General features: G+C 31.1%; 19 protein-coding genes, 1 other RNA gene and 1 pseudogene. 8 read left to right on the forward strand and 13 right to left on the reverse strand.

Translation table 11 applies throughout. The annotated features are described in order from the left end of the window. Window positions 1-2 precede the first annotated feature (2 nt). Both LY08_RS12515 and LY08_RS12520 read right to left on the reverse strand, forming a co-directional pair. Window positions 3-500 (reverse strand): hydrolase, encoded by a 498-nt coding sequence (locus LY08_RS12515; protein ID WP_111660792.1) that lies wholly within the window; start codon window positions 498-500, stop codon window positions 3-5. 12 nt (window positions 501-512) lie between these two features. After that, window positions 513-1,274 (reverse strand): MBL fold metallo-hydrolase, encoded by a 762-nt coding sequence (locus tag LY08_RS12520; RefSeq protein ID WP_111660793.1) that lies wholly within the window; start codon window positions 1,272-1,274, stop codon window positions 513-515. A gap of 93 nt (window positions 1,275-1,367) precedes the next feature. Between LY08_RS12520 and LY08_RS12525 the strand changes: the two genes are divergently transcribed. Beyond that, window positions 1,368-2,822, forward strand: a complete 1,455-nt coding sequence (locus tag LY08_RS12525; protein ID WP_111660794.1) for a TonB-dependent receptor — start codon at window positions 1,368-1,370, stop codon at window positions 2,820-2,822. Window positions 2,823-3,049: 227 nt separating this feature from the next. Here the strand turns inward: LY08_RS12525 and LY08_RS12530 are convergent, their stop codons facing one another. From LY08_RS12530 to LY08_RS12550, 5 genes are read right to left on the reverse strand one after another with little or no spacing between them, the layout of a single operon-like run. Continuing rightward, window positions 3,050-3,598, reverse strand: coding sequence for a 1-acyl-sn-glycerol-3-phosphate acyltransferase (locus LY08_RS12530; RefSeq protein ID WP_111660795.1), 549 nt, complete (start codon window positions 3,596-3,598; stop codon window positions 3,050-3,052). A gap of 1 nt (window position 3,599) precedes the next feature. Then, window positions 3,600-4,682 (reverse strand): iron-containing alcohol dehydrogenase family protein, encoded by a 1,083-nt coding sequence (locus LY08_RS12535; protein ID WP_111660796.1) that lies wholly within the window; start codon window positions 4,680-4,682, stop codon window positions 3,600-3,602. 40 nt (window positions 4,683-4,722) lie between these two features. Beyond that, window positions 4,723-5,427: an HAD family hydrolase gene (locus LY08_RS12540; RefSeq protein ID WP_111660797.1), complete on the reverse strand. Its 705-nt coding sequence runs from the start codon at window positions 5,425-5,427 to the stop codon at window positions 4,723-4,725. Then, window positions 5,418-6,146, reverse strand: a complete 729-nt coding sequence (kdsB, locus tag LY08_RS12545; RefSeq protein ID WP_111660798.1) for a 3-deoxy-manno-octulosonate cytidylyltransferase — start codon at window positions 6,144-6,146, stop codon at window positions 5,418-5,420. The genes LY08_RS12540 and kdsB overlap by 10 nt, the downstream gene beginning before the upstream one ends. Before the next feature lie 36 nt (window positions 6,147-6,182). Continuing rightward, complete coding sequence (locus tag LY08_RS12550) at window positions 6,183-7,613, reverse strand: ATP-dependent DNA helicase (protein WP_111660799.1); 1,431 nt, start codon at window positions 7,611-7,613, stop codon at window positions 6,183-6,185. A 124-nt stretch (window positions 7,614-7,737) separates the two neighbouring features. On the opposite strand from LY08_RS12550, the gene LY08_RS12555 reads away from it, so the two are divergent. The 3 genes from LY08_RS12555 to rsmD are packed head-to-tail and all read left to right on the forward strand — an operon-like array spanning window position 7,738 to window position 9,840. Further along, entirely contained in the window at window positions 7,738-8,478 is a 741-nt protein-coding gene (locus LY08_RS12555; protein WP_111660800.1) for a hypothetical protein, read from the forward strand. Continuing rightward, on the forward strand, window positions 8,462-9,283 hold the full coding sequence (locus tag LY08_RS12560; RefSeq protein WP_111660801.1) for a DUF3822 family protein: 822 nt from the start codon (window positions 8,462-8,464) through the stop codon (window positions 9,281-9,283). Before LY08_RS12555 ends, LY08_RS12560 begins: the two co-directional genes overlap by 17 nt. Next, a complete protein-coding gene (rsmD, locus tag LY08_RS12565) occupies window positions 9,283-9,840 on the forward strand; it encodes a 16S rRNA (guanine(966)-N(2))-methyltransferase RsmD (RefSeq protein ID WP_111660802.1) in 558 nt (185 codons plus the stop codon). The genes LY08_RS12560 and rsmD overlap by 1 nt, the downstream gene beginning before the upstream one ends. A gap of 30 nt (window positions 9,841-9,870) precedes the next feature. Here the strand turns inward: rsmD and rnpB are convergent. Both rnpB and LY08_RS12575 read right to left on the reverse strand, forming a co-directional pair. Next, window positions 9,871-10,180, reverse strand: an RNA gene (gene rnpB, locus LY08_RS12570) — RNase P RNA component class A. A gap of 88 nt (window positions 10,181-10,268) precedes the next feature. Further along, on the reverse strand, window positions 10,269-10,742 hold the full coding sequence (locus tag LY08_RS12575) for a hypothetical protein (RefSeq protein ID WP_111660803.1): 474 nt from the start codon (window positions 10,740-10,742) through the stop codon (window positions 10,269-10,271). 958 nt (window positions 10,743-11,700) lie between these two features. Here LY08_RS12575 and dnaX point away from each other — a divergent pair. The 3 genes from dnaX (at window position 11,701) to miaE (ending at window position 14,282) form a co-directional block, all read left to right on the forward strand. Beyond that, a complete protein-coding gene (gene dnaX / locus LY08_RS12585; protein ID WP_111660805.1) occupies window positions 11,701-13,434 on the forward strand; it encodes a DNA polymerase III subunit gamma/tau in 1,734 nt (577 codons plus the stop codon). Window positions 13,435-13,527: 93 nt separating this feature from the next. After that, a complete protein-coding gene (locus LY08_RS13520; RefSeq protein WP_158526739.1) occupies window positions 13,528-13,668 on the forward strand; it encodes a hypothetical protein in 141 nt (46 codons plus the stop codon). A 32-nt stretch (window positions 13,669-13,700) separates the two neighbouring features. Next, the gene (gene miaE, locus LY08_RS12590) at window positions 13,701-14,282 is read left to right on the forward strand and encodes a tRNA-(ms[2]io[6]A)-hydroxylase (protein ID WP_111660806.1); all 582 of its coding nucleotides are present in this window, start codon (window positions 13,701-13,703) and stop codon (window positions 14,280-14,282) included. 67 nt (window positions 14,283-14,349) lie between these two features. On the opposite strand, the gene LY08_RS12595 is transcribed toward miaE, so the two are convergent. From LY08_RS12595 to LY08_RS12610, 4 genes are all read right to left on the reverse strand, one after another. Next, the gene (locus LY08_RS12595; protein WP_111660807.1) at window positions 14,350-14,886 is read right to left on the reverse strand and encodes a porin family protein; all 537 of its coding nucleotides are present in this window, start codon (window positions 14,884-14,886) and stop codon (window positions 14,350-14,352) included. A gap of 97 nt (window positions 14,887-14,983) precedes the next feature. Continuing rightward, a complete protein-coding gene (locus LY08_RS12600; protein ID WP_111660808.1) occupies window positions 14,984-15,895 on the reverse strand; it encodes a Ppx/GppA phosphatase family protein in 912 nt (303 codons plus the stop codon). Continuing rightward, window positions 15,888-17,948: a polyphosphate kinase 1 gene (gene ppk1, locus LY08_RS12605; RefSeq protein ID WP_111660809.1), complete on the reverse strand. Its 2,061-nt coding sequence runs from the start codon at window positions 17,946-17,948 to the stop codon at window positions 15,888-15,890. The genes LY08_RS12600 and ppk1 overlap by 8 nt, the downstream gene beginning before the upstream one ends. Window positions 17,949-17,989: 41 nt before the next feature. Continuing rightward, a complete protein-coding gene (locus tag LY08_RS12610; RefSeq protein ID WP_111660810.1) occupies window positions 17,990-18,478 on the reverse strand; it encodes a SixA phosphatase family protein in 489 nt (162 codons plus the stop codon). A 393-nt stretch (window positions 18,479-18,871) separates the two neighbouring features. Between LY08_RS12610 and LY08_RS12615 the strand changes: the two are divergent. Continuing rightward, window positions 18,872-21,045 (forward strand): annotated as a pseudogene (locus LY08_RS12615) (hypothetical protein); the annotation flags it as partial.

The following is a 21,045-nucleotide window of genomic DNA, read 5'->3' on the forward strand; positions in this document are numbered from 1 at the left end:
AATTACCTGGTATACAACAAGTAATCCAATACTTCAAAATCTACTTTTTGATCGGAAGAAATAAAATATTTAATAAGCAATTCACCTTCAAAATGTCCATCGGTAAAATCGGCAATAATCCATCTGTGGTTTAGCATTTTAATGGTATTAAATTGCATTTTCTTTCCTTCTGAAGCTGCATAAGGGATTAATGGATGTTCTCCATCTACTTCATTTAATTTGTACAACTCATTTTGAAGAAAAGGTATAAGAGCATCAATATCTAAGCTTTTGTTATAAAAATAATCTTTAGCCATTTGGTTATGACGCAAATCAAATAATGACAAATCTGACAACTCTAAGTTCTGAGCTTCTACTTGCGCCTTAAGAGCTGTGTTTTGTGTTTTAAGCGTTTCCATGCGCTTAGCACTATCGTCTAAAATATTTTTAGAGTTTACATACTGAAACACTACTATTAGCAGTGTAAAAATAAACAGGTACATAAAAATTTTGTTCTTCATTATAATATTTTTTTAAATGGTTATTTCTAATTGGTCATACGCCAAAAAAACGTTATTTGGTAATTTTTGTTGCACCTCATCATGAAATCCTAACAAGTGACTAATGTGTGTAAAATAAGCACGTTTAGGTTTAATAACATTAACCAATTGTAAAGCTTCTTCTAAATTTAAATGAGAGATATGTGACTCTTCACGTAAAGCATTAATGACTAAAACGTCCAAATTTTTAAGTTTATCAATTTCAGCTTCAGCTATGGTTTTAATATCTGTTAAATAAGCAAAACGGTCAAATCTAAATCCAAATACTTGAAGTTTGTAATGAAACCCTTCTATAGGTATTATTTGTTTGTTGTTAATACTAAACGCTTCATTAGTAATCTGGTTAATTTTTACTTTTGGTGCTCCAGGATATCTATTTTTTGTAGCAAACACATATTCAAACCTAATTTTAAGCTGTTCTATCACACGTTGGTGTGCATAAATAGGCATTTCGCCTTGTCTGTAACAAAATGGTCTAATATCGTCTATTCCCGCGGTGTGGTCTGCATGCTCATGCGTAAATAAAATAGCATCTATTTTTTCTGGATTAGCACGTAACATTTGCTGCCTAAAGTCTGGTCCACAATCCACTACAAAAGTATTATCGTCCCATTGCACCATAATGGACACACGCAACCGCTTGTCTTTAGGATTATTACTTAAACATACAGGATGAGTGCTTCCAATTACTGGAATTCCTTGAGATGTCCCTGTGCCTAAAAATGTAATTTTCAATAGTTGAAGATTTCTCACAAAAATAAGTTATTTTTTTTGTTTGCTATAGTTATTTGATACCTTTGTAAAACTTAACATGATAGGGATTTTTATATGGAAATAACGCTAAAAGGAGACAAGGAATTTGAGAATATTCCGTCCCTAAAAGATAAAGCGCTTCGCATTAACTTAAACGAAAACATTTACGGAACGTTTGCAGAGATTGGAGCAGGTCAAGAAACGGTTCGTCATTTTTTTAGAGCAGGTGGTGCATCTGGTACTATTGCTAAAGCTATGTCTGCTTACGACAAAGATTTTAGTGATGCTATTTATGGTATTGAAGATGATAGACGTTATGTGACTGAAGCACGATTACGAAAGATGCTATTTCATGAAGTAAAACTTCTAGAAGAGCGTATTGATCGTAAAAAGAACCCAAACAGAATGTTTTTTAGCTTTGCTAATACAGTTGCAACCATAGATTTTGCAAAAAAATATAAAGGTCATGGTTGGGTAGGTATTAAATACCAAATAGATCCTACAGAAAAAGAATATAACGAGATTGTGCTTCATTTACGTTTTAAAGAAAATGATGCACGTTTACAACAAGAAACACTAGGAATGTTAGGTACTAACCTAATTTATGGTGCTTTCTATAAGTATAATGAACCTAGAAAATTACTACGTTATTTATACGACCACTTAGACAAAGATCAAATAGAAATTGATACCATAAACTTTTCTGGTCCTGTTTTTAAAGATGTAGATAACCGTTTAATGAGTTTGCAACTGGTAAAAAACGGAATGACTGATGCAGTCATGTTTGCTCCTGATGGAAATAACGTTTTACCTGCAAGAGTCCTTTATAAAAAGAATATTTTGGCATTACGTGGTAGTTTTAGACCAGTAACCAAAGTAAATATGGACATGTACCAAAAGTCTTTGGAGATGTTTATTAAAGAAAATAAAGTAGACGAGGATAAAACACAAGTAATCTTTGAAATTACCTTATCAAACCTTAGAGCCGAAGGAGAAATTGATGAACAAGATTTTATGGATCGTGCTAAATTGCTATGCTCTTTAGGACAAACCGTGTTAATTTCTAACTTTCAAGAGTATTATAAATTAGTAGAATATTTCTCTCAATACACTAAGAATCGTATGGGATTAGCAATGGGAGTAAATAACTTAGTAGATATTTTTGACGAAAAGTATTATAGACATTTAAGTGGTGGTATCTTAGAAGCATTTGGTAAATTATTCTTTAAAGATTTACGTGTATACCTATATCCAATGCGTGATCAGAATGGAAATATAACTACAAGTGATAACTTAAAAGTACATCCAAGAATGAAAGAGCTTTACAAGTTCTTTAAGTACAATGGTAAAGTAGTTGATATTACAGATTACGACCCAAAAACACTAGATGTCTTTTCAAGAAAAGTTTTAAAAATGATATCTTCTGGAGAAGAAGGTTGGCAACAAATGTTACCTGAAGGGGTTTCTAAATTAATTACAGAAAAAAGTCTATTTGGTTGTGAAACTGAAGAAATACAACACAACAATTAGACAAACAAAATAATTACTAAAAAAAGCGACTTTAATTAACATTAAAGTCGCTTTTGCTTTTGTAGTAGGTCAATGTTTCTTTTTAGGGACTTAAGAAGAAGTTTACTTTATGTTTCATTAGTTACTACAGTGGTTAAATATCCAATAATGGTACCAAGATATAAAAAATCTGATAAAATGCAAAAAAAATCGATGAAATACACAATAATAAATTTTCAGAAGTATAACTAAGAGTTATTTTTTACTTTTCCTACAACACCTTTAAAGAAGTTTTTCATAAACTTAAAATCTTCTTCTACATTATCTGTTGGATAAAAAGGTTCAGACACTTTGTTTTGTTTATTTCCAAAATCTAGAGTAAACATAATTATTGGGACGTTAGCTTGTTTAGCTATGTAGTAAAACCCTGTCCTCCACTCGTCTACTTTACTCCTTGTCCCTTCTGGTGCTAGGGTTAATCTAAACTCTTCTTTATTTTCAAATAATTTAGCAATAGACTGTACTTTGTTTTCTTTTGTTTTTCGGTCTACTGGCACACCGCCTACAGCTCTAAAATAATAACCAAAAGGCCAAGTGAAGAGTTCTTTTTTACCAATAAAATTGGTTTTAACTCCTACTACTTTTCGCAATAAAATACCAATGATAAAATCTAAATTACTTGTATGTGGTGCAGAGATAATGACCGCTTTTTTAACCGTATCCTTTGAAAAATTGGTATTTCCAACCACCTTCCAACCTAGGATTTTAAAATAGATAAATTTAGCAAACCAGCGCATATTACATTTTTTGGTATAAAGCTTTTAACGTCTCTGGTGTAATTGTTTTTTTCCAGTTTTTACCTATTGCATTTTCCCATAAAGGCTCAAGACTTAAAGCGACTTTAATCATAACATCAAAATCTTTATCAGACAAATCTGCACAAACCCCTTGGGGTAAAGTAATATTATGGGTTTCTTTCATTTGTTTAAATAGCGCCACTCCTTCTGGGTAATAGTCTTCTAAATGATTAAACACAATGCAGTTACCAATACCATGTTTTATACCTAATAAATAACTAAGTCCATAACTTAATGCATGACACACACCAACTTGAGAGTACGCTATACTCATACCTCCATGCCAGCTAGCCATCATTAATTTATCTTGAGACTCTTCAACAGATAATGTATTATTTAAAAAAATGTCTTTACATAATTCTAATGCTTTTTCTCCGTAGGTTTTACTAAAGGTGTTTAGGTATGTTCCGTTAAGAGATTCTATACAATGTACATAACAATCCATTCCTGTGTAAAACCACTGGTCTTTTGGGACGTCCTTAGTTAATTCTGGATCTAAAATAACTTGATCAAACGGTGTATAATCGCTATTAATACCAAGTTTACGTTCTGGTCCTGTTAATATGGTAGTTCTGGATACTTCTGCTCCTGTACCAGAAATGGTTGGTACGCCAACATGATAAACTGCTGGATTTTTTACTAAATCCCAACCTTGATAGTCTTTACTTTCTCCATCATTATTTAACATGATAGACACTGCTTTTGCTATATCTAATAAGCAACCACCACCAATACCAATAATACCAGAAGGACGTTCTTTAAAAGTTAAAATAATGTCTTCTACAAGCTGGTCTATTTGTTCTGTTTTAGGTTCTTCGTTAGCAGAAACATAAATGACTTTATCTTGATAAGACAGAGGTATTCTTGACATTAGCCAAGCATTACCTTTAAAAACATCATCTACAAAAAATATAAATGGTGCGTTAGTATTTAATCGTTTAGGCTCAATAATTTCGCTTAATTGATTAAAACTACCTCGTCCAAATATTACTCTGGACACCATCGGAAAATTTTTATAACTCATGGACTTGTTTCTGATTCAAAAATATGGCTTTTTTTGAAAATTAATTTAATAATTTAGGTAATTCTAATAAACTTTTTATGGTTTGATATTGTTTGGACTTATCATGATTAACTTCTACTTGCTCATGCAACCAAGTGGTATGAAAAGGTACATGTATAGCATGAGCTTTTATGTTTATTAGTGGTAAAATATCTGATTTTAAAGAGTTTCCTATCATTAAAAATTCTGAAGGTTTGATATCTAAATGGTTTAAAAGCTTAGAGTAATTGGCTTCCTTTTTATCACTTAACACCTCTATATGATGAAAATAATCTAACAATCCTGATTTTTCAAGTTTACGCTCTTGGTCTAATAAGTCTCCTTTTGTTGCTACTATTAATCTGTATTTTTTTGATAACTGTTGCAACACGTCTTCTACACCTTCTAGCAATTCTACGTCTTTATTAATCATGTCTTTTCCAATGTCTAATATTTTAGAAATGGTTTTATTAGATACTGTATTATTGGACAATTCTATTGCCATTTCTACCATAGACAACACAAATCCCTTAATACCATAACCATAAACAGGAAGGTTTTTCATTTCCATTTTAAATAGTTCTTGGTCAATTTTATTAGCGGTTTCAAATGCACTAAGCAGTTTAGCAAACTCTAATTCTGCATCTCTAAAGTAGGTTTCGTTGACCCAAAGAGTATCATCAGCATCAAAACCAATGACTTTGATATGACTGTAATCTATTTCCATAATTTTTTGGCACGTTCTAAATCTTCTGGTGTATCAATTTCTACGCCTTGCACAGAGGTTTCAACCATTTTAATGCGTTTTCCGTATTCTAAATATCTAATACATTCAATTTTTTCTGAAGCTTCTAATGTTAACATTGGTAAGCGGTAAAAATCCATTAAAGCGTCTTTTCTAAAGGCATAAACCCCTTTATGTTTGAAATATTTAGCATCAACGGTTTCGTCTCTAGGATACGGAATTGGGCTACGTGAGAAGTAAAGTGCAAAATTTTGTTTGTCAACAATGACTTTAACTGTATTAGGATTTTTTATTTCTTCCCAGTCTGCAATATGAACCATTAGCGAGGCTAAATCGACTTGCTTGTCTTTATCATCTTTAAACACTTGTATAAGCTTTTCTAAAGATTCTACTTCAGTAAAAGGCTCGTCACCTTGAACGTTTACTACAACATCAATATCTAAATTTTCTACAGCTTCTGCAATACGATCGCTACCACACTCGTGTTCTTTTTTACTCATCATAACATGACCACCAATTTTTGTGATTTCGTCATATATAATATCACTATCGGTAACTACAATAACATCATCAAATAATTTGGTATTAACAGTCGCTTCGTAAGTACGAGTAATAACTGGTTTTCCCCCTAAGTCTTTCATTAATTTTCCTGGAAAACGGGAGGCACTATATCGTGCAGGTATCATGGCTATAATTTTCATCTACATCATTAAATTGAAGTATAAAAATAGGATATTTTAATGGTCTTCTTCAAAAAATTCGTCTTTAAAACCAATTAAATACAATTTTTCTTTTGCTCTAGTTACTGCAGTGTACAGCCATCTTAAATAATCTTTATCTATTCCATTTGGAAGGTAAGGTTGCTCGACAAAAACGGTATTCCATTGTCCACCTTGAGATTTATGACACGTAATTGCGTAGCTAAATTTAACTTGTAAGGCGTTAAAATATTTATTGCCTTTTATTTTTAAGAATTTTTTATAGTTGTTGGTTTCGTCTTCATAATCCTTTTGTACTTCTTGGTACAACCTGTTAGACTCTTCGTATGGTAACGACGGAGTTTCAGCTTCAATAGTATCTAATAGTAAAACGGTTTCAAAAGGTCGCATTTTTGGGTAATCTACCATGCGTACTTTGACTTCAGCAAATCTAAAACCATACAATTCTTTAATACTAAAAATTTCTAGAACTTCAATTATATCGCCATTTGCTATAAATCCAGCTTCTGTAGTGGGTTTAATCCAAAAGTAATTGTTTTTAACCACCATAAGGTAGTCTCCAGATGCTAATTCGTTTTCACTAAACAAAATACGACTACGTATTTGTTGGTTATATAAATTGGCGCGTTTATTACTTCTAACAATTATACTGGTTTCTTCATATCCTAAAGCGCTGTATGCATCGTTAATGGCGTCCATAATCTCATAACCATCAACCAGTCTTATAATGTCTTTAAACGACTTTAAATTAAATTTAAAGCTATCGTAAAAGCTTCCAGCCAAGGTTTCTCTTAAAATAGTTGCATTTTCTAAAATTCCCGAGCCTTCACCTTGTCTAACCACTTCATCCAATTCCATTTTAGTTACAGATTTATTGTAGTTAAGGTTTAATGTATTCTCATCTAAAGCTGGGCTTAAATCTAATTTAACAGGTGGTAATTGTGCTGTGTCACCAATAAGTAACAATTTGCATCTATGACCTTGATAGACGTATTGCATTAAATCGTCTAACAAAGAGCTGTTTTCAAATAATTTTGAATCGCTAGGCGAATCTGGAATCATGGACGCTTCATCTACAATAAAAATAGTGTCTTTATGTTTATTGGGTTGTAAAACAAATTTGACACCTCCACCCTTTTCTTTTTTTGGAAAATATATTTTTTTATGGATGGTAAAGGCTTCTTTTTTTGAATAATTAGAAATTACTTTAGCTGCACGACCTGTTGGTGCCATTAGCACTGCACTTTTTTTTGCTTTCCATAAATTTGTTACAATCGTACCAATAATGGTAGTTTTACCGGTTCCTGCATAGCCTTTTAGTAAAAAAACACCATTTTGTTTATCGTTTAAAATAAATTCTGATAATTGTAAAAGTAAAATATCTTGTTTTGAGGTTGGCTGAAACGGAAATTGCTGTTTTATAAGTGAATAAAATTGCGAACTGGTCATTAAATTGTGTGGATTGAAAACTTTTTATCAAATATATAAATCATTTTTACCTACAATGGTTTTTACGAATAAAAAAAAATTGTAGATTTGTCACTGACCTTAATTAAATTTAATAATATAAAATATGAAATTAGCACTTATTATAGTTGGAGCGATTTTACTAACAATTCTAATTGTTTGGCTTATAGACAAATTTGTTCCTGTTAAAGCAAAACCTTTTATAACAATAGCTCTTTGGGGACTTATCATATTTTTAGGATACCTAACTTTTGATTCTGTTTATGGTGAAATTAAATTTAATCAGTTAAAACAAAAACGTTACGCAGCAGCAATTGAGAAGTTAAAAGATATTAGAGACTCGCAGTTAGCCCACAGAACTGTAACTGGAAAATTTACCAAAAGTTATGATACTTTAATAAAATTTATTGAAAATGGTAAATTTACTATTATAGAAAGAAGAGATTCTAGTATTGTAGATGTAGAAAGAACAAGAGCATATGGTGGTGTAACTACTTATAAAGATATTGTAATTACAGATACTATAGGATTTGAGTCTGTAAAAGAGAAATTATTTAATGACTCAGACAGGTATAAAACCATGATGATTGTTCCTTACGCTAAAGAAGGCACAACATTTACTATGAATGCTGGAGAAATAGAACAAGAAAGTGGATTAAAAATTCCAGTATTTGAAGCGTTTGTAATGAAAGATGATCTTTTATACGATCAAGACAAAAACTTAGTTCTTAAAGAAAAACAAGTACAGTCTGTAGAAGGTGTAAACGGAGATGCGTTACGTGTTGGATCTATGGAAGAAGTAAAAACTATTGGAAACTGGCCAAAAACTTATGGCTCAAACGAATAATACAAATCATAAATTAACCAACCTAGAACTGTCCATTCAAATTAGTTTGAGTGGACTTTCTTTTTGTGTGTTAGACAGAAGCACCACCACTATCTTAAACTTACACTCTATTAGCTTTAAGATAAAAAAATCGCCTACAGATCTGTTAGATGCTTTAAAACATCTATTTAATACTGAAACGGTTTTACAGCAAACTTTTAAAACCATAACGGTAATACATGTTAATGATTGGTCTACACTAGTTCCTAAACCTTTGTTTAAAGAAGAGAGTTTAGCAGATTATTTAAAATTTAATACTAAAATTTTAAAAACCGACTTTATTACGTTTGATGAGATTACTCAAAACGACAGTGTTAACGTTTACGTCCCATTTACTAACGTCAATAATTATATTTTTGACCAATTTGGAACGTTTACTTACAAGCACTTTTCCACCATTCTAATAGAACAACTATTAACTTTTGAAAAACACAATAACACCTCAAAAGTATATGTCAACATATCGGAATTTAATTTTGAAATTATAGCGTTTAACAATGGTGAATTGTTATTATACAACACCTTTGAACACCAAACCAAAGAAGACTTTATCTATTATTTATTGTTTACTTTAGAGCAATTACAATTAAACCCAGAAACTATAGAAGTTGTATTTTTAGGTGATATAAATGAAGATGACACCTTGTACCAAATAGCTTATAAATATATAAGACACGTATCCTTTGGTAATAGAATGGACACTTTTACTTTTAATACGCAACCAAAATCTAACTATTCTAATTTTACGTTACTAAAAAGCTTATAATGCGCATTATATCTGGACAATTTAAAGGAAGACGAATTACAGCACCTAAAAAATTACCTGTAAGACCAACCACAGATATGGCTAAGGAAGCCTTGTTTAATATTTTAAATAATCAGTATTATTTTGATTCTGTTACAGTATTAGACTTGTTTGCTGGTACAGGAAATATTAGTTACGAGTTTGCCTCTCGTGGTACAGAACACATTACCTGTGTCGATCAAGATTATGGTTGTATAAAATTTATAAACCAGACTGCTGCTAGTTTTGAAATGCCTATACAAACCATAAAAAGTGATGTCTTTAAATATTTAGAAAACAGTAAACAACAAGCCACTATTATTTTTGCAGATCCTCCTTATGATTTTCCAGTTGAGGAGTTTGCTAAAATTCCAGAATTAGTTTTTGAAAACAACCTTTTAGAGACTGATGGATTACTTGTTGTAGAACACTCTAAACACACCGATTTATCCCAATTAAAACATTATGCCTATTCTAAAAGTTATGGAGGTAATACCTTTAGCTTTTTTGAGAACGACACTAGTGATGAAGAAGAATAAAAAAAACCACTCCAAAAGAGTGGTTTTGTGTATATAAGCAAATCTATAAGCCGGATTCTGTATTACGCCTAGACGTAACCCTTATCATTTATCTACGACTATTGTTACCAATAGACTTTAGCTACCTACCCTCTAACAATCGCGCGTGCACGCTCAAACGTTAGTATACATGGTATTGCACCTCATAGAGTTTACCTGGTTTCACTACAGCATGACCTGTACATACTTTCTGTTGCACTTTTCCTCACCTCTCGGTGGATGGCTGTTAGCCACTATGATTACACTATGGTGTCCGGACTTTCCTCTACGCTAAAAGCGCAGCGATAAGGCGATTTACTGGTTGCAAAATTACGATAAACTATGTTATTATGTCAACTAATTATTAGTAAACTTATGGTTCTGTAATTAGAAATTTTAGGTAAGTTTTATCAAATTCTATTTGTTATATACGGATGTTGTAAGTAGTTTTTTCTTTCAGTTACTAATTCCGTTAATTTCTTCAGTTTTATTTTGTCAATTTTTTTCCAATCCGCTTTATCAAATTCCAATGTACTGAACTTTTTTAAACTCCTATACATTGGTAATATCACAGACTCAAAATCTCCAGTAAGCTCATAAATCAGATTTCGGTTTTCTGTTATTCCACCACTTTTTGAGATTATAAAATCAATTCCTTTTTTTTTGTTTGGTTTGAGTTCAAAGAAATAACATTCAGGTTCCAGATTCCAGAGTGTTTCCGTTTTAATTCCGTTAAGTGCTAAAATCAGAGATTCGCAAAGTTTGTCAGTCGGATTTTTGGGAATATTTGACGCACTAAATTTCAATTCGAGGTCAGAATATTTTAAACTTGTCGGCAACCAACCATTTTTAGGAATTTCAAAAGTTAATTTTAATTTACTCATAAATTCTAAATTTTAATTCCCAATAGAACTATAAAAGCGAATATTATACAAATGATTGAAGAGACTCTAAAAAAGATTTTCATTCCTTTAAAAATTCCTGGTGCTTTCTCAACTAATTTAGGGTTATGTTTATTATGAAATTTTAATTGATATTTCACAATTATCGGTCCAATAAACCAAAAAAGTAAAGCTGCGAAAATGAAAAATAATGTTGGTTTTAGATTGTCCATTAATGTCTATGTAAATTACTTACAACGTTGTTGTGTATGATTAGTTTGCGTTGTTAAGCAACTAATTTAATAAATAAAAACTAGCCTAAGTGAAATTCGGCAGAATTTCACGACAATTAAGAAACGAGCAAATTAAATATACACGTTGTTGCCAAACGTGGAATTTCAGTTGCATCTTTTCCGCAAACAATGTTATTCCGTTTGAGTGGATTTCAGCGCAAGAGTTGGAATTCCGCAAGAGTAAAGTTCAGCAAATGAGTGTTTTAGTTTTTACTTTCTTAAAATTCTAAAAAAATTTCGCGCCTAAAACGAGGTTTTTTTTTAGATAAAGTGGCAAAAATTCCACAAGAGTAAAATTCAGATCTTGAGTAAGTTTTTCAGAGTTTGAGTAGGCAGAAAATCAGCAGTTTTATAAATTCTGATTTTTTGCGTCAGAGTGAAATTTCGCTATGTTTGGCAACTCGTTATATAGTAAGTTTTATTGTCTATATCCCGTAAATATATCGGGATATGGAAGCTTTAGTATTGTTGTTATCCCGTAAAGTTAATTATAAATAAATATCCAAACAATTATTAATTAATCAATATACTATTCTGCTTAAAAAGTGTTTTATTTTGTTAATAACTCCTATTAAATTATACCTTCAAATTTCTAATTTTGAATATGAATTTTTAACTTTGTTACTATTAAAATAACATCTAAAGATGTTAGAAAAACGTAGTATTAATTGGAACACTTTGTAGTATCGGCTAGAAAATACAGACCACAAACATTTAAAGATGTTGTGGGACAGTCTGCTATTACAAATACGTTAACTAATGCTATAGAAAATAATCATTTAGCACAAGCCTTATTATTTACAGGACCACGTGGTGTTGGTAAAACCAGTTGCGCACGTATTTTGGCTAAAATGATTAATAGTGATGGTAATGAGACTGGTGACGAGGATTACGCCTTTAATATTTTTGAGTTGGATGCAGCATCAAACAACTCGGTTGACGATATTAGAAACTTAACAGACCAAGTCCGTATACCACCACAAGTTGGTAAATATAAAGTCTATATTATTGACGAGGTACACATGCTGTCTCAAGCTGCTTTTAATGCCTTTTTAAAAACTTTAGAAGAGCCTCCAAAACATTGTATTTTTATACTTGCAACTACTGAAAAGCACAAAATAATTCCAACCATCTTATCGCGTTGTCAAATCTTTGATTTTAAACGTATAACTGTTAAAGATGCTAAAGAGTACTTAAAATATATTGCTAAAGAGCAAGGGATTACTGCAGAGGATGATGCTTTACACATTATTGCCCAAAAAGCAGATGGTGCTATGCGTGACGCCTTATCTATTTTTGACAGAGTAGTAAGTTTTTCTGGTAAAGAGTTAACCAGACAATCTGTTACCGAAAACTTAAACGTCCTTGACTACGAAACCTACTTTGAAAGCACAGACTATATTTTGGAAAATAAAATTCCAGAATTATTAATTCTGTTTAATAAAACCTTAGCCAAAGGGTTTGATGGCCACCATTATATTGCAGGATTAGCGTCACATTTTAGAGACTTGTTAGTGTGTAAAAACCCATCTACAATAGAGTTATTAGAGGTTGGTGATGACACTAAAACTAAATATGTAGAGCAAGCCCAAAAAGCATCTCAAGACTTTTTAATTAAAGGAATTAACTTGGCTAACGAGTGTGATTTAAAATATAAAAGCAGTAAAAACCAACGACTCTTGGTTGAGTTAACACTAATGCAATTAGCCTCTATCACTTTTGATGGAGAAAAAAAAAATAGCAGTCGCTTCATAATTCCGCCTTCTTATTTTAAAAAGATTGGTATTACACCTGTAAAAGTCACAAAACCTAAAAAGGAACCTGAAGCTATACAAACGGTTGAAAAAGAACCTGTAAAGGTTAATCCAGAATTACAAAAATTTGTTGAACCACCTAAACCTAAAATTGTTTTAGAAAAAGGAATTGCTTCGGACAACAAACGTACCTCTGGTTTATCTTTAAAAAGTATTAGAGCCAAAAAAGAGCATCAAATTAAGCAATTGGAAGTTGTTGTTGATGAAGAAAACTTACCACGTGATGCGTTTAACCAAGATGAATTAGTTACTGTTTGGAATCAATTTGTAGATCAAATTGAAAAAGAGGGTAATTACAACTTAGCCTCTATACTATCTATTGACACTCCAACACTTGCTGAGGATGGATATACTATTCAATTAACTTTTCCTAATCCAACCAATAAGGTAGAAGTTGAACGTAACTCGTTTGATTTAATGTCTTATTTACGTAAACATCTTAATAATTATGATGTCACTTTAGACATTACAATTAATGAAGCTTTAAATACTAAATATGCCTACACTCCTATTGAAAAGTACGAGAAATTAAAAGAGAAAAACCCTAATTTAGAATTGCTACGTAAAACCTTTGATTTGGATCTTTAATGGATGACCAAAGTCCGATGATAGATGTTTTTCTCACTTTTAAGTGTTTTGTCATAACTAGTATTGAACGTATAAATTGAATATCTTTGTTATATGAATAGATTCACACTTTTACTCTTAGGCATTTTAATTGCTTTTTTAAGCTGTGATGGTCGTGACAGAGTCCATAAAACCCCTCAAGAAGTACTTATTGAAAATAAGCTTTTAGACTCGTTTTCAGTACGTAAAATATGAAATTTTTAATTTTTAACTTTTAACTAATATAAATGCTAGGACTTAAACTACCCACAGATCCACGTTGGGTCAACATCGTAGAAAAAAACATAGAGGACATATTAACAGACCATGCGTATTGCGAACAAAAAGCAACTAGTACAGCCATATCCTTAATAGTTAGTTTTCCTGAATACACAGAGTTGGTTCAAGAAATGGTAGCTTTAGTTAAAGAAGAAATTAGCCATTTTAAAATGGTACATGATTTAATCTTAAAAAAAGGTTGGACACTAGGTCGAGACAGAAAGGATGACTACGTTATACAGCTATTAACTTTTTTTCCAAAAGGTGGAAGCCGAACCACGCAATTAGTACACAGATTATTATATGCAGCTTTAATTGAAGCTAGAAGTTGCGAGCGTTTTAGACTATTGTCTGAAGAATTAGAAGATAAAGAATTAGCAGAATTTTACAGAAAATTAATGGTCAGTGAAGCTAACCATTACACCATGTTTTTAGGGTTTGCAAGACAATATGGAGACCGAAAAGAAGTGGATAAAAAATGGCAAGATTTACTTGAATTTGAAGCACAAATCATGAAAAATTTAAGTAAAAGCGAAACCATACATGGTTAACAATAAGATTTAAATAAAAAAGCCAATTCTATGTAGAATTGGCTTTTTTTAAATTGATTTAGTTGTATTAAAATTTAACTCCTAATCCAATCTGCATGTTTGTATTTTTTGCTTCTAAATTTGCAGAATTGTCATCTAAAACATTAGTTAAACCATAAGAGTATCTAAAATCAATAAAAAACTCTTCAGAAATCATATATTCAAGTCCTCCTAAACCAGAAAAACCGAAATTTTTAAATCCGTCGTTATATTCATGTCCTTTTATACTAGCAACAGGTCCTAAGCCTAGGGTAAAATTTTCGCTAATTTGAAATTTAAAAAATAAAGGCATTTGGATATAGTTAATTCTTAAGTTTTGATCTTTAGCACCTTCTGCAGAAAACTGAATTTCTGGAGCAAATGCAAGAGTATTTGACAAACCATATTCACCGAAAAAACCTATAAAAAAGCCATTTCTATGTGCGTTTTCAACTCCTGCAGGTACCATAGGTTCAAAATCTAAGTTTGAAATAGTATAACCTGCTCTAACACCATATAATGCATCCTGAGAAAATCCATAAAAAGACGCTAGAAACAGTGTAAATAGTAAAATAGTTTTTTTCATGTTTTGAAAAATTTAAGTTGGTTAAATTGAGTTATTGATTACAATAGTAAATATATATTTTTTTAATAAATTAAATATAATAAACAGATAAAGTGTATTATTTTAACTTTGTATGGCTTGATACTGTTTCATTATACATACTTTTTATAATCCCATCTGCCAATCCAATTTTTGGGACGTAAATGTCTTTAGCGCCAGACCACTTCATTGCAGAAAGGTATATTCTAGTTGCAGGTATAATTACATCTGCTCTATCTTGATTTAAATCTAGTATAGAAATTCGCTCTTCATAAGAATAAGTCTGTAACATATTGTAATATGTAGTTAAATAAAAGTAAGATAAGGGTTTACCTAACGCTTTACCTGACACTTTAAATATTTTATTAATGTTACCACCAGACCCTAAAACATCAATCTTTTCGTATGTTTCAGTTTGTGTTTTAATCCAGTGTTCTAGATCTAACCAAGCTTCTTTTTTAACCATATCATTTAATAATCGGACGGTTCCAATTTTAAAAGACTTTGATGATACTTTTTCTCCATTAGTTATAATAGAAAATTCTGTACTACCTCCTCCAACATCTACATACAAATAGGTTTTATTTACATCAATAAAAGTATTTAAATCGGTTGCAGCAATAATAGCAGCTTCTTCTTCGCCTTCTATAATATCTATTTGCAAACCAGTTTTTTTCTTGATGAGCTTTGCTATTTCTTTTCCATTATTAGCTTCACGCATTGCAGATGTTGCACAAGCCTTGTACTTTACTACTCCATGGGACTGCATTAGTAATTTAAAAGCCAACATAGTATCTAACATACGTTTAATGTTATTTTCTGAAATGACTTCTGTAATAAAAACATCTGCACCAAGTCTAATAGGCACCCTTACCAACGAGCTTTTTTTAAACCGTGTGGGCTTATCCTTTTCTTCTACAATATTAGAAATTAGTAGTCTAACTGCATTAGAACCTATATCTATAGCTGCATATTTTTGAATTTTAAGCATCTAATTTATTTTTTAAATAATTATAAGCTTCAAATTGTGCTCTAAATTTTGGTTTATCGTTTTGTTTATAGGTGTTATTTTGTGCTTTATTTAATAGTCTTGCTTTAAGGTTATCCTTCCAGCAAATGTCAAACGTATCTATTAACTCTAATTTAATAGCATCATCATAAATTGGACAAGTAACCTCTACTCTATTTTCAATATTTCTAGTCATCCAATCTGCAGAAGAAATAAACACTTTAGGGTCATTATCGTTACAGAAAATATACAATCTAGTATGTTCTAAAAATTTATCTACAATACTAATAACTTCAATATTTTCACTTACCCCTTTAACGCCTGGTACTAAACAACAAATGCCTCTTACAACCATGTCTATTTTTACTCCTGCTTGACTAGCTTCGTATAGTTTATCAATCATTTGATAACTAGTTAAGCTATTCATTTTTAGCTTCATATAAGCTGGCTTACCGTCTTTTTTATTCTGAATTTCTTGATCAATAAGCTGAAAAAATTTGTTTTTAGTGTAATGAGGCGAAGTAATAATATGCTTATATCTATATATCTTATAATTTACTTCAAAAAAATTGAAGACTTTATTGATGTCTTTTAAGATTTTAGAATTAGCAGTAAATAATGTGTAATCTGTATAGATTTTAGCAGTAGACTCGTTAAAATTACCTGTGCTTATAAACCCGTAGCGTTTTAATTTTTTTCCTTCTTCACGCTCTATAACACACATTTTGCTATGCACTTTTAATCCTTGTACACCAAATATTAATTGTACACCTTCACGTTGCATTTGTTCTGCATAGGTAATATTGGCTTGTTCATCAAAACGGGCTTGGATTTCCATAGAAACAATTACTTTTTTACCATTTTTAGCCGCATTTATCAATGAACTTGCCACTTGAGAAATTTGAGCCAATCTGTAAATAGTAATTTTTATAGTTTTAACCTTAGGATCTAGAGCAGCTTCGCGTAAAAACTTAACCACGTAAGCAAAAGTGTGGTAAGGTGCATATTGTAAGTAATCTTTTTTAGCAATAGCTTCAAAAATACTGCCTTCTAAGGATAACCCTTTAACTTGTAATGGTATTATTTTGTCATACAATAAATCTGTTCTACCTAAACTAGGAAAATCCATATAATCTCTTCGATTATGGTATCGTCCACCAGGAATAATACTATCTGTATTATCAATATTAAGCTTTTCCATTAAAAACTCTAAAGTAGACTTGTCAATAGTTTTATCGTAAACAAATCTTACAGGCTCTGCATCTTCACGTTCTTTAACACTATCGCTAATTTTCTCCATGAAACTTTTAGTTAAATCACTATCTAGATCTAGCTCTGCATCTTTAGTGATTTTAATCATGTGTGCTGTAATTTTTGTGTATTCAAAAATATTGAAAATATCATCTAAAAACAGACGTAGTAAGTCATCTAAAATAATGACATTGTCTTTATCGCCTTCTTTAGGTAATACAATAAAACGATCCATATTTTTAGAAATCTCAATCAATGCATATTGATTAGTTTCATCTTTCAATTTCATGTTAACCGCTAAATATGCTGCATCATCTTTAAGGTTAGGAAGTTTTAAATCTGTATTTAAAATTATGGTTACTAAAGCTGGGCTTACTTTTTCAAGAAAGTACCGTTTAAGAAAGGCTTTTTGAGATTTTGAAACTTTATTTTCTCTAAGTATAAAAATATTTTCAGTCTCTAACTGTTTTTGAATATGACCTAATATCTTTAAACTTTCAGTTTGATGTTTAATTACTGTATTTGTTATAATATCCAGTAATTTTGAAGCTTTTATACCACCAAGTTGGCTTTTACCTTCTTTACCTGCAAAATTTATACGTTGAACGGTAGCATATCTTACTTTAAAAAACTCGTCTAAATTGTTAGAGTAAATTCCTAAAAACCTTAGTCGTTCTATTAATGGAACCGTTTCGTCTGCTGCTTCTTGAAGCACTCGATGATTAAATTGTAACCAACTTAGCTCTCTATTAATATATTTATTATCAATTATATGATTAGTCATTTATTGTATAGATTTAATTACAAATATATCTATTAGTAAAACTATTTTAAATGTTTTGGAAAGACAATTTTTGTAGTCGTTCCATTTTTAATGGTTTTCCACGAATCTGTTTCAAATTCTATTTGAACAAATCCAGAGGTCGTTACATTGTCAATATTAATGTTTCCAAGAGAATTACATAAGTTGGTTAAGGCATAATTGTGTCCAAAAATCATTAAATTATTGATAGAGTCGTCACAAGATTTTATAAATTTTAAAACAGCTTCTCCAGAAAAATCATAAAGCTCTTTTTTTAGTAGAAATTGGGTAGAATTTAGCTTTAAATTATCGATAAACAACTTAGCTGTTGTTTTTGCTCTATTTGCCGTACTACTAAAAATTATATCTGGATATAATAAATTAGTTTTTAGGTGATTACAAACTAATTTTGCGTCATTAATTCCTCTTTTTTTTAGTGGTCTATCATGGTCTGGAACATCAAATTCCCAAGAAGATTTACCATGTCTTACAAACTGTATAACTTTACTCATGTCAGTCGATTAAATACATTTTTATACGATTAAATTTTTTTCAAATACCTTTTATCGGTTTTATAGGTGCTATAACACTTTTTTTTGATTTGAAGCTTAAATCCTCTTTCTTTTGTTAAGCTATTAATTAATTTTCCCCTTGAATCTAAAATAATGCAACATACCTACGATTACCACTATGTGGTTAATTTCCCTTAAGCTGTAGCATATTTTGGCTGTAATGATTAGTTAAAAATATAAAATATTAAGCAGTAAAGAAGTTTATGTTATGAGAATATTCAATTCTCTTTATTCATTTCCGAAAACCCAACCAATTAATGGTCTGGGATTTAGTGCTTGTATTTTATTTGATTTTTAAATAAACAGTATTAAATTATATAAGTTTTGAAACTATTGAAAACGAATACTAAACAAAAATTACTTTTAGTAATACTTTTATTAATTGGCTTCAGCATACAAGCACAAATAAAAAAGTCTTTTACACCACGTTATAATTCTACTATAAATGGTGATATTACTATTATTGCTAATAATACAATTTCTAGAACTGCAACTGGTAGTTATACTGCTGCTGCGGACAATCATGATTTTGTTGATAATGTGTATGTAGACATCGATTCTGATACGTCAACATTTAATTCAAGCAATGCTACTTTAGTAAATCCTGCTCCTAACGCCTCTTGTTTAGAAATTGATAAGGTATTACTTTATTGGGCAGCTGCCGATAAAGGATTGGATGTTAACGGTGTTGAAACAGACAACCAACCAAATTGGAATTACAACAACGTTAAATTAAGATTGCCTGGGCAAACAAGTTATAGTACTATAACTGCAGATGAAGTAATTTATAGAGGAAGAGACGAAACTCCGCATTTTGGATTTGACCCTTATGTATGTGTAAAAGATATTACAAGTAGTGTCAATAGCTTATCTAATCCTTTTGGTGTCTATCAAGTAGCGAATGTAGAAGGAAAAATTGGATTTTTAGTAAATCATACTGGAACTAACACAGGAACCTCTGGAGGATGGCAAATAGTATTCGTCTATAAAAGTCCTGATTTAAATAATAAAAATATCACATTATTTGACGGTTATGTAAATGTATCTCAAACTGTAAATAATTTTGATTTTAGTATCACTGGATTTCAAACTGTTCCAAATGGTCCTGTTAAAGCAAATGTTACTTTTGGTGCGTTAGAAGGAGATAGAGTATTAAATGGAGATAGTTTTCAAATTTTAGATTCTAATAACAATTATACCAATCTAACAACTACATTACGAGCTTCAGATAATTTTTTTAATAGTAGGATTACAACTAATGGTGTAAATTTTACAAACAGAGTTCCTGCTAGTACTAATACTTTAGGATTTGACGCTGCAGTGTTTCCGCTTACAAATACTAACAACAACTTAATTAATAATAATCAAACTTCTGCGACATTTAGATTAACATCTAATCAAGAAACTTATGGTTTATATTTATTTGGATTAGCTGTAGAAGTTTATCAACCTAAATTAGAATCATTATTTACGGTAACACCAACATCGGTTACACCAACAAACACAACACAAATAGCAACTTATACTGCTTCTGTAACCAATACAGGAAATGATGATGCCACTAATGTAGTGTTATCTACTATTATTCCTATTGGTTCAGAATTAGTAACTCCTATAACTGGTTTACCTACCGGAGTAACATACACTTATAATACAACAACTCGAGCTTTAACATTTACAGTAGCTAATGGTGTATTAGATGCTGGAGAAAATTTAATTATTAATTATGATACTACAATTAATGATAATTGTTACTATTTAACTAATACCTGTTCTGACATATTAAGCTCTTCACTTTCTGCTAGTTATAACGGAAACCTTAATATTAAAGGATTTAATAGTGTTAGTTCTACAGATACCGATAGTTGTGGAGTAGGAAATAATATGAGCGCAACTGTAACAGTAAATGAACCTGCACCTGCAACTTGGATTACTCAAGCTGGAGATTTAGATAGAACTGTAAGTTGTGACGATAGCACAGCTTTAACTAATGCGCAATCATTAGTTCCAGTTCCTTCATGTGTTGGTCTTACACCAATTAAAACATCAGGACCTTTTGTTCAAGATGCTCAGTGTCCATCTAATGGAACATATACTAACACTTGGAATTTTACTGATGCTTGTGGGCGAACAATAGCCAATTATGTTCAAATTATTACTGTAACAGATACAACTCCTCCAACTTTTACTGCACCTGCAGATATAGAAATTTTCACAGATGCTTCTTGTAATTATGATGCTTCTGTTGCGCAAACTGGAGATGTAACTAACGAAACTGATAACTGCTCTACTGGTTTAAATGCTACTTTTTCTGATAGCGTAGTTGCTGGTAGTTGTGAAGGCACTTTTGTTATTACGCGTACTTGGTCTTTAGTAGACGATTGTGGTAATGCTGCTCCTACTCAGACTCAAACTATTACAGTTTCGGATAATACTCCTCCTACTTTTACTGCGCCTGCAGATATAGAAATTTTCACAGATGCTTCTTGTAATTATGATGCTTCTGT

This window comes from Olleya aquimaris (genome assembly GCF_003259525.1).
GTDB classification, from domain to species: domain Bacteria; phylum Bacteroidota; class Bacteroidia; order Flavobacteriales; family Flavobacteriaceae; genus Olleya; species Olleya aquimaris.